Origin of the sequence: Saccharothrix coeruleofusca (assembly GCF_014648515.1) — a bacterium.
GTDB classification, from domain to species: Bacteria; Actinomycetota; Actinomycetes; order Mycobacteriales; family Pseudonocardiaceae; genus Actinosynnema; species Actinosynnema coeruleofuscum.
Genome location: NZ_BMRG01000002.1, coordinates 371,891 through 381,482, shown reverse-complemented (window position 1 = coordinate 381,482; position 9,592 = coordinate 371,891). Strand labels below are relative to the sequence as shown.

The 9,592-nt window shown below is 72.4% G+C and carries 5 protein-coding genes; 4 read left to right on the top strand and 1 reads right to left on the bottom strand.

The annotated features are described in order from the left end of the window. From IEZ00_RS36305 to IEZ00_RS06455, 3 genes are all read left to right on the top strand, one after another. Positions 1 to 285, top strand: a 285-nt coding sequence (locus tag IEZ00_RS36305) for an ATP-binding protein (RefSeq protein WP_373293072.1), incomplete at its 5' end; no start/stop codon positions are given. Beyond that, positions 282 to 929 carry a response regulator gene (locus IEZ00_RS06460; RefSeq protein ID WP_189222127.1) on the top strand — a complete coding sequence of 216 codons (648 nt, stop codon included), beginning with the start codon at positions 282 to 284 and terminating at the stop codon, positions 927 to 929. The genes IEZ00_RS36305 and IEZ00_RS06460, both read left to right, overlap by 4 nt. 85 nt (positions 930 to 1,014) lie before the next feature. Further along, positions 1,015 to 2,541, top strand: a complete 1,527-nt coding sequence (locus IEZ00_RS06455; RefSeq protein ID WP_189222126.1) for an alkaline phosphatase D family protein — start codon at positions 1,015 to 1,017, stop codon at positions 2,539 to 2,541. Between the two features lie 138 nt (positions 2,542 to 2,679). On the opposite strand, the gene IEZ00_RS06450 is transcribed toward IEZ00_RS06455, so the two are convergent. Beyond that, on the bottom strand, positions 2,680 to 3,624 hold the full coding sequence (locus IEZ00_RS06450) for an alpha/beta hydrolase (RefSeq protein ID WP_229795162.1): 945 nt from the start codon (positions 3,622 to 3,624) through the stop codon (positions 2,680 to 2,682). Between the two features lie 321 nt (positions 3,625 to 3,945). Here IEZ00_RS06450 and pulA point away from each other — a divergent pair, with 321 nt between their 5' ends. Then, complete coding sequence (gene pulA, locus IEZ00_RS06445) at positions 3,946 to 9,501, top strand: pullulanase-type alpha-1,6-glucosidase (protein WP_189222124.1); 5,556 nt, start codon at positions 3,946 to 3,948, stop codon at positions 9,499 to 9,501. Positions 9,502 to 9,592: the final 91 nt, after the last annotated feature.

Sequence of the window (9,592 nt, the reverse complement as noted above, 5' to 3'; positions counted from 1 at the left end):
TTGACCGGGCTGACCGCCCACCGGGTCGTCCGGGAAGCGCTGACCAACGCGACCAAGCACGCCCCCGGCGCGGCCGTGCGGGTCCGGGTGGCGAACACGGGGAACGCGACGACGGTGGCCGTGACCAACGCGGTGCGGCCGGGCGCACGGCGCGGTGCGGGCGCACGGGCGGGCCTGACCGCGTTGCGGGAACGGGTGCGGCTGATCGGCGGGACGTTCGAGGTCGACCAGGACGACGGCGCGTTCCGGGTCACCGCCACACTGCCGCACACGGGGGAGTCGTGATCCGGGTACTGCTCGCCGACGACGAGGCCATGATCCGGGCCGGGGTGCGGACCATCCTCGCCACCGACCCGGACATCACCGTGGTGGCCGAGGCGGTGAACGGCAGGGAAGCCGTGGACCTGGCCATCGCGCACCGGCCGGACGTGGTGCTGCTCGACATCCGGATGCCCGTGCTGGACGGCCTGGCCGCCGCCGTCGAGATCGCCGCGGTGGCCCCTTCGGCGGCGGTGGCGATCCTGACCACGTTCGGCGACGACGAGTACCTGGCGAGAGCCCTCGACGGCGGGGCGGCGGGCTTCCTGCTCAAGTCCGGCGACCCGCGCGAACTGGTGGCGGGCGTCCACGCGGTGGCGGGCGGCGGCGCCTACCTGGCGCCGAAAGCGGCGGCACGGGTGATCGGCCAGCTCCGCGCGGGCGCCTTGACCCGCGCCACCACCGCGCGGGCCAGGACCGACATGCTGACCCCGCGCGAGCGGGAAGTCCTGTCGCTGCTCGCGGCGGGACTGTCCAACGCCCAGATCGCGACCCGTCTCAACCTCGTGGAGGGCACCGTCAAAGGCCACGTGAGCACCATCCTCACCCGCCTGGACCTGGCCAACCGCGTGCAGGCCGCGATCCTCGCCCACGAAGCGGGCCTGGTCTGATCCTCAGTCGGTTGGCCGGAGGTTGGTCGCCCGGTCGGTGGCGGCCGTTCACCCGCAGTTAGTCCGTGCCGGTTAGAAACCGGGCATGAGCGAAGGTGTGGTGAACCGGCGGACGCTGCTGCGCGCCGGGACGATCGGCACGGCTGCGGCGCTGCTGCCCGCGGGTGTCGCGCTGGCGCACGGCAACCGGCCGGTGCTGACCCACGGCGTGCAGTCCGGCGACGTGGCCTCCGACGGTGCCCTGGTGTGGACGCGGGCGGACCGGCCGTCGCGGATGCTGGTCGAGGTCTCCGCCGACCCGTCGTTCCGCGGCGCGCGCAAGCTGCGCGGGCCGCTGCTGACGCCGGAGACGGGCGGCACCGGCAAGTTGCGGCTGCGCGGCCTGCCGCCGGGCCGCCGGGTGCACTACCGGGTGGTCGCCGAGGACCTGGACGGCCGCACCCGCAGCGAGGCAGTGGTGGGCAGCTTCCGCACCGCGCCGCTGGGCCGCGAGACCGTGCGGTTCACCTGGTCCGGTGACGTCGCGGGGCAGGGCTGGGGCAGCAACCCCGACCTGGGCGGGATGCCGATCTTCGGCACGATGGCCGCGCGCAGGCCCGATTTCTTCATCCACAGCGGGGACACCGTCTACGCGGACGGGCCGATGCAGGAGAAGGTGACGCTGCCCGACGGGCGGGTGTGGCGCAACGTCGTCACGCCGGAGAAGCTCAAGGTCGCCGAGACCCTGGACGAGTACCGCGGCCAGTTCGCCTACAACCTGCTGGACCCGAAGTTCCGCGAGTTCGCCGCCTCGGTGCCCGCGTTCGTGCAGTGGGACGACCACGAGGTGACCAACAACTGGTACCCCGGCGAGATCCTGGACCTGCCGCAGTACACCGAGAAGCGGGTGGACGTGCTGGCTGCGCGGGCGTTCCGGGCCTTCCACGAGTGGCAGCCGGTCGACCCGGCCCGCGCCGTGGACGGCCGGGTGTACCGCAAGTTCTCCTACGGCCCGCACGTCGAGGTCTTCATCCTGGACATGCGCTCGTACAAGGACGCCAACACCTCGCCGCGCGACGGCGTCGGCCGCGTGCTGGGGGAGCGGCAGGCCCGCTGGCTGGTCGAGTCGCTGCAGCGCAGCCGGGCGACGTGGAAGGTCATCGCCGCGGACCTGCCCATCGGCCTGACCGTGCCGGACGGCGCGGACATCGAGGGCGTGGCCAACGGGCTGCCGGGCGCGCCGGGCGGGCGTGAGCACGAGCTGGCGTGGGTGCTGCGGGAGATCCAGCGGCGCAAGGTGCGCAACACCGTGTGGCTGACTGCGGACGTGCACTACACCGCGGCCCACCACTACTCGCCGCAGCGCGCGGCGGTGCAGGACTTCGACCCGTTCTGGGAGTTCGTGTCCGGTCCGCTGCACGCGGGCGCGTTCGGGCCCAACGCGCTGGACCCGACGTTCGGCCCGGAGGCGGTGTTCGTGCACGCCCCTCCGGCGGCGAACACCTCGCCGCTGGAGGGGTTCCAGCACTTCGGCGAGGTGGAGGTGGACGGCCGCAGCGGGGAGCTGACGGTGTGGCTGCGCGACAGCGCGGGCGTTTCGCTGTGGTCGAAGACGCTCCGCCCGGCCAGGTGATCTCCCGCCGCGTCGGCAAGTACTACCCGTAGAGCCCCGAGGGGCGCATAACTACTACCCGCCCCGGTGGACGGGTAGTAGTTAGCGGCCCGTTCTGGTGGGGCGGGTAGTACTTGCCGGTGCGGATGGCGGGGCTGGTCAGGTGATCGCGCCCACCAGCATCGGCAGCGACCGGTGCAGGGCGCGTTCCCAGTAGGGCCAGATGTGCCTGCCCGGCCCGTAAAGATCCGCGTGGACCCGGACGTGCTCGGCGCGCAGGCGGTCGACCACGGCCGCCGACTGCTCGTTGAGGATCTGCTCCAGGGAGTCGAACTCGGCGTCCGGCGGGTCCAGCGGGCCGGGCTCGCCGTTGCCGCTGGAGATGTACACCGGGATGCCGCGCAGCCGCTTGGCCAGGTCGTACGGGTTGTGCGCGGCCCAGATCCGGGCGTGGGTGACCGGGTCGCCCCACAGCGCGTCGGGGTCGTCACCCAGGGTGCTCAGCACCCACTCGACCACGTCCGGGTTGGCGGTGGTGTGCACCAGGCCGCTGTAGGACGCCGCCGCCCGGAAGAAGCCGGGGTGCCGCGCGGCGTAGGACAGCGCGCCGAAGCCGCCCATCGACAGGCCCGCGACGGCCCGGCGGTGGCCGGAGCGGTACTCGCGTTCCAGCAGCCCGCGCAGCTCGGTGAGGTGGAAGGTCTCCCACTTCGGGCCGGACAGCCAGTTCGAGTAGAACCCGGTCGGACCGGCTTCCGGCATCACCACCAGCACGTTCGTGCGCGAGGTCAGCTCGGTGACGTCGGTCTTGTCGGTCCATGACCGGTAGCCGGTGTCGCCGTCGCAGCAGCCGTGCAGCAGGTACAGCGTGGGCCAGTCGCGGCGCGGGTGCTCGCGCCAGTCCGGTGGCAGGAGCAGGCGCACGCCCACGTCCCGGCCCACGGCGGTGGAGTGAACGGTCAGTTCGAGCAGCCGGTCGCTGAGCTGTTCCTCGCGGACCACCCACGCGCCGGACTTGGTGGGCGTGGCCGTCGCCGTGGCGGGCAACGTGACCAAGAGGTTGACCAGCAACATCAGGGTGAGCAGGAATCCCCGGACTCGCATACAGGACCTCCGTTGGTCTGGAGCCCCCATCTTCCTAGCTGCATAACGTGAGAGCAACGCCACTCGGCGTAACCGCCGCCGCGCCTGCAAGTACTACCCGATGCCCCTCTCCGGACGCTCAACTGCTGCTCGCCGGGGTTGGTGGTAGTTAGCTGCCATGCAGGAGGGGGCGGGTAGTACTTGCAGATGCGGCTTCTGGAAGAAGTTGCAAGGATTTGCGGTCTTTGAGGGCTTGTTCGGCCCGGATTGTCGTGGTTCGGTGCCCTGAACCGGTGTTGCGCCGGGTTGGGCTGCAAGTTCTTGCGACAAGGAGGTCGCGCGATGCGTCGGGCCGTCGCCGCGTTCATCGCCATGGCCGTTGTGCCGTTCCTGCCACCGCCCGCCGGGGCGGCCCCGTCCACCGAACGGCTCGCCGTCGGAGCGGTGACCGACCTCGCCCCCGGCGTCCGCGACGGCGACCGCGCGCTGGCCAAGGACGCGCTGCGCGCCGACCTGGCGGGCGAGCGGTTCTACTTCGTCATGCCCGACCGGTTCACCAACGGCGACCCGCGCAACGACCGGGGCGGCAGCACCGACCCGGACCGGCTCAGGACCGGCTTCGACCCCACCGACCGGGGCTTCTACCACGGCGGCGACCTCAAGGGCCTGCGTGACAAGCTCGACTACCTCGACGGCATGGGGATCACCGCGATCTGGATGACCCCCGTGTTCCGCAACCGCTGGGTGCAGGGCACCGGCGCGGACGCCTCGGCCGGCTACCACGGCTACTGGACCACCGACTTCACCCGGCTCGACCCGCACTTCGGCACCACCAACGAGATGCGGCGGCTGATCCAGGACGCGCACCGGCGCGGCATCAAGGTCTTCTTCGACATCGTCGCCAACCACACCGCCGACCTCATCGACTACGCCGAGGGCGCGCACGACTACGTCAGCACCGGTGCCGCGCCCTACCTCGACGCCGACGGCAAGCCGTTCGACCTCGCCGCGGTGGCCGGGCAGCGGGACTTCCCGGAGCTCGACGCGAAGACCTCCTTCCCGTACACGCCGGTGGTCGACCAGGCCACCGGGAAGACGCCGGACTGGCTCAACGACCCGACGCTCTACCACAACCGGGGCGATTCGACCTTCAGCGGCGAGTCCACCGAGTACGGCGACTTCGCCGGCCTGGACGACCTGATGACCGAGCACCCGCGCGTGGTCGCCGGGATGAAGCGGATCTTCACCAGCTGGATCGACACGCTGGGCATCGACGGCTACCGCGTGGACACCGTCAAGCACGTGAACATGGAGTTCTGGCAGGCGCTCGCGCCGCACGTGAAGGCGTACGCCGCGCAGCGCGGCAAGAAGGACTTCTTCGTGTTCGGCGAGGTCTTCGACGCCGATCCGGCGTTCACCTCCGAGTACACCACCACCGGGCGGATGCAGGCCGCGCTGGACTTCCCGTTCCAGAGCGGCGCGGCGGAGTTCCTGTCCGGTCGCGGCGCGTCGCGGCTGGCCGACGTGCTGCTGGGCGACGACCGGTACACCGACGCCGACTCCAACGCCTCGTCGCTGCCGACTTTCCTGGGCAACCACGACATGGGCCGGATCGGGTGGATGATCCGGCAGAACCGGCCCGGTGTGGCCGAGGCCGAGCTGCTGGACCGGATGGAGCTGGGCAACGCGCTGATGTACCTGTGGCGCGGCAACCCCGTCGTCTACTACGGCGACGAGCAGGGCTTCGCGGGCGGCGGCGGGGACAAGGCGGCCAGGCAGGACATGTTCGCCAGCAGGACGCCCGAGTACGCGGCCGAGGACCTGGTGGGCAGCGACCGCACGGGCGCGCAGGACAACTTCCGCACCGACCACCCGCTGTACCGGCAGCTCGCGTCGCTGGCGGAGTTCGCCGACTCGGACCCGGTGTGGCGCGAGGGGAACCAGCAGCTGCGCTACGCGCAGGGCGACGTGCTGGCGTTCACCCGCACGTCCGCGCGCGACCGGGTGGAGCACCTCGTGGTGGCCAACGCGGGCACGGCTGCGGCGACGGTCGACGTGCCGGTGGGCGCCTCGGCGCTGCGCCAGGTGTGGCCTTCGGCGGGCGAGCGGGTCTCGCGCGGCGCGGACGGGAAGGCTCGGGTGACCGTGCCGCCGCTGTCCGCGCTGGTGTTCGAGGGCACGGGCCGTCTGGGCGCGGCCACGCCGACGCCGACGCTGGTCGCGCCCGCGACCGGAACCGTGCTCGACGACCGGGTGGAGCTGCGCGCGGACGGCATCACCGCGCCGTTCGCCCAGGCGACGTTCGCCGCCAAGGTCGAGGGCGGCCGCGAGTGGACGGTGCTGGGCACCGACGACGCCGCGCCCCACCGGGTGTTCGCCGACCTGGCGCGGCTGCCCGGCGCGGCGGTGGGCAAGCAGGTCGAGTTCCGCGTCGTGGTCAAGGACTCCGGGGGAGCGCTGGGCGCGGACGGCGCGCGGGTGGCCCTGGTCGCCGCGCCGCCGGTCGACCAGCCCGGCACGCGCAGCCCGGACTGGCTGGTCGTGCACTACAACCGGCCCGAGGGCGACTACGACGGCTGGGGTCTGCACGTGTGGGGCGATGTGGCGAGCGAGCCGACGTGGCAGCAGCCGCTGCCGTTCGCGGGCGAGACGGCGTACGGCCGGTTCGCGTGGGTGAAGTTGAAGCCGGGAGCCGAGCAGGTCGGGATCGTCGTGCACAAGGGCGATGAGAAGGACACCACCGCCGACCGGTTCGTCGACCCTCGTGCCACCCCGCAGGTGTGGCTGGAGCAGGGGCAGCCCGCCGTGCACGCGAGCGAGGTGGCGGCCACCGGGCAGGTCCTCGTGCACCACGAGGGCGACACGACCGGCCTGGCGGTGCGCGCGGCCGGGCAGGACCACCCGTTCGACGGCTCCACCGCGCGCGTTCCGGCGTCCGCCCCGGTGGACTTCTCCGTGGTGCGCGGGGACACCGTGGAGGCGTCCGGGCGCACCGCCGGGCAGGCGTGGGTGAAGCCGGGCGATCCGAAGGCGTACCCGACGCGGGCGGCGGCGCGGAACCACGCGGTGATCCACTACCACCGGCCCGACGGCGACTACACCGACTGGACGCTGTACCACTGGACCGGGTCGCTGGAGCCCAGCCCCGGCTGGAACCAGTCGCGCGTGCCGGACGGCCGCGACGGGTTCGGCGTGCTGTGGTCGGTGCCGCTGGCGCCGGGCGCGCCGGGGCTGAGCAACATCATCCACCGCGGGGACGCCAAGGACCCCGGCCCGGACCAGTTCCTCGACGTCACCGGCACCGGCCACGAGGTCTGGTACGTCTCGGGCTCGGTCAAGCCGGACGGGGCGGCCTCCTACGTGCTGCCACCCTCGGGAGGACCGGCCGTGGACGACGACCTGAGCAAGGCCAAGGCCATCTGGGTCACCGGAGAGCTGGTGGTGTGGGACGTGCCGGTGGCGCGTTCCGACGGCTACCGGTTGGAGTACGGCGGCAAGGTGCTGCGGTTGACCCCGGACTCGGCGGCGGTGCCGGAGAACTTCCCGCACCTGCGCGGCAAGCCGGTGTTCCGGGTCCGCGACACCGACCGGGTCGACGAGGCGCTGCGCGGCGCGCTGTCCGCCGTGCACGTCGACGCGGGAGGTGGTCTGCTGCACCGGACCGGCGTGCAGATCGCGGGCGTGCTGGACGACCGGTTCGCCGCCGCCGCGTCGAAGCTGGTCTACGGCCCGTCCTTCAGCGGCGACCAGGTCACCGCGCGGCTGTGGGCGCCCACCGCGTCCTCGGTGAAGCTGCGGCTGTTCGACCGGCCCGCCGGTGAGCCGACCCGCGTGGTGGACCTGCGTCGCGACGACGCCTCCGGCTCGTGGGCGGCCTCGGGGCCGTGGAAGGACCGCTACTACCAGTACGAGGTCACCACGGCGGGCCGCACGGTCGTGGTCACCGACCCGTACTCCGTGGCGCTGGCGGTGAACTCGACCCACTCGCAGTTCGCGGACCTCTCCGACAGCCGTACGATGCCCGCGGACTGGCGGCAGCACGTCGCCACGGGCTTGGGCGCGAACCCGACCGAGCACGGCATCACCGAGCTGCACGTGCGGGACTTCTCCATCGGCGACACGTCCGTGCCCGAGGCCGATCGCGGCACCTACCGCGCGTTCACGCACCGGGACTCCACCGGCATGGCGCACCTGCGCTCGCTGGCGTCGGCGGGGCTGGACACCGTGCACCTGCTGCCGACGTTCGACATCGCCACCATCCCCGAGCGGCGCGCCGACCAGCGCACCCCGGCGTGCGACCTGCCGTCGCTGCCCGCCGACTCGCCCGCCCAGCAGGAGTGCGTGACGGCCGTCGCGGGGCAGGACGGCTTCAACTGGGGCTACGACCCGTTCCACTACGACGTGCCCGAGGGCTCCTACGCCACCGAGGACGCGCAGACCGGGTGGGCGCGCAACAAGCAGTACCGCGAGATGGTGAAGGCGTTGCACGACAACGGAAACCGCGTGGTCGTGGACGTGGTCTACAACCACACCGCGGCGGCCGGTGACGCGGCGACCTCCGTGCTGGACAAGGTCGTGCCGGGCTACTACCACCGGCTCGACGCCGACGGCGCCATCGCGAACTCCACGTGCTGCGCCAACACCGCGCCCGAGAACGCCATGATGGGCAAGCTCGTCGTGGATTCGGTGGTGCGCTGGGCGCGGACGTACAAAGTGGACGGTTTCCGGTTCGACCTGATGGGCCACCACCCCAAGGCCAACATCCTCGCCGTGCGGGCGGCGCTGGACGCGCTGACCGTGGAGCGGGACGGCGTGGACGGGCGCAAGATCCGCGTTTACGGCGAGGGCTGGGACTTCGGCGAGGTCGCGGGCAACGCCCGGTTCGTCCAGGCGACGCAGGCGAACATGGCGGGCACCGGCATCGGCACGTTCAGCGACCGCCTGCGCGACGCGGTGCGCGGCGGCGGCCCGTTCGACGAGGACCCGCGCGTGCAGGGCCTGGGCTCCGGTCTGGCGGGCGACCTCAACGGCACGCCCGCCAACGGCGACGTGGCGGCCCGGCTGGCCAACCACAGCGACCTGGTGAAGCTCGGCATGGCCGGGAACATGGCCGCCTACCGGTTCCAGTCCACCGCAGGCGGCGTCGTCACGGGCGGGGACGTGCGGTACAACGGCTCCCCGGCCGGCTACGCGGGCGGGCCCGCCGACGTGATCACCTACGTCGACGCCCACGACAACGAGACCCTGTTCGACGCGCAGACCTACAAGCTGCCGGTGGGCACGTCGATGGCCGACCGGGTGCGGATGCAGAAGGTCGCGCTGGCCCCGGTGCTGCTCGGGCAGGGGCAGCCGCTCCTGCACGCGGGCAGCGAGTTCATGCGGTCGAAGTCGCTGGACCGCAACAGCTACGACTCGGGCGACTGGTTCAACCGCTACGACCCGTCGTTGCGCGACAACGGCTTCGGCCGGGGCCTGCCGCCCGCCGCCGACAACCGGGACAAGTGGCCGTTCGCCGCGCCGCTGCTGGCCGACCCGGCGCTGAAGCCGTCGGGCGAGCACCTGCGCGCCGCGCTGGCCGACACCCTGGAGCTGCTGCGGATCAGGCGCTCGTCGCCGCTGTTCACGCTCAACGACGCGGACCTGGTGCAGGCCAAGCTGTCGTTCCCGGTGGCCGAGGCGGGTCTGGTGGTGGCGCACCTGGACGACACGGTGGGCCCGGACGTGGACCCGGCGCGGGGCGGCGTCCTGGTCGTGATCAACCCGTTCCCGGTGGAGAAGACCGTGGCGGCGGCAGGGGAGTGGCGGGCTCACGAGCTGAGCGCGGACGCCCGCCGGGCGAGCATCGGCGGCGGCGCGGTCACGGTGCCGCCCAGGTCGGTGGTGGTCCTGGAGCGCTGACCACCAGCGCCCCGCATACGCGTGCAAGTACTACCCGACCCGTCGGAGAGAGCCGTTAACTACTACCCGCCCATCAGTGCGGGGAGTAGTT

Excerpts from the sequence above, each read along its gene's own strand:
- IEZ00_RS06455 (WP_189222126.1), top strand. The coding sequence starts at position 1,015 with ATGAGCGAAGGTGTGGTGAACCGGCGGACGCTGCTGCGCGCCGGGACG.
- IEZ00_RS06450 (WP_229795162.1), bottom strand. The coding sequence starts at position 3,624 with ATGCGAGTCCGGGGATTCCTGCTCACCCTGATGTTGCTGGTCAACCTC.
- pulA (WP_189222124.1), top strand. The coding sequence starts at position 3,946 with ATGCGTCGGGCCGTCGCCGCGTTCATCGCCATGGCCGTTGTGCCGTTC.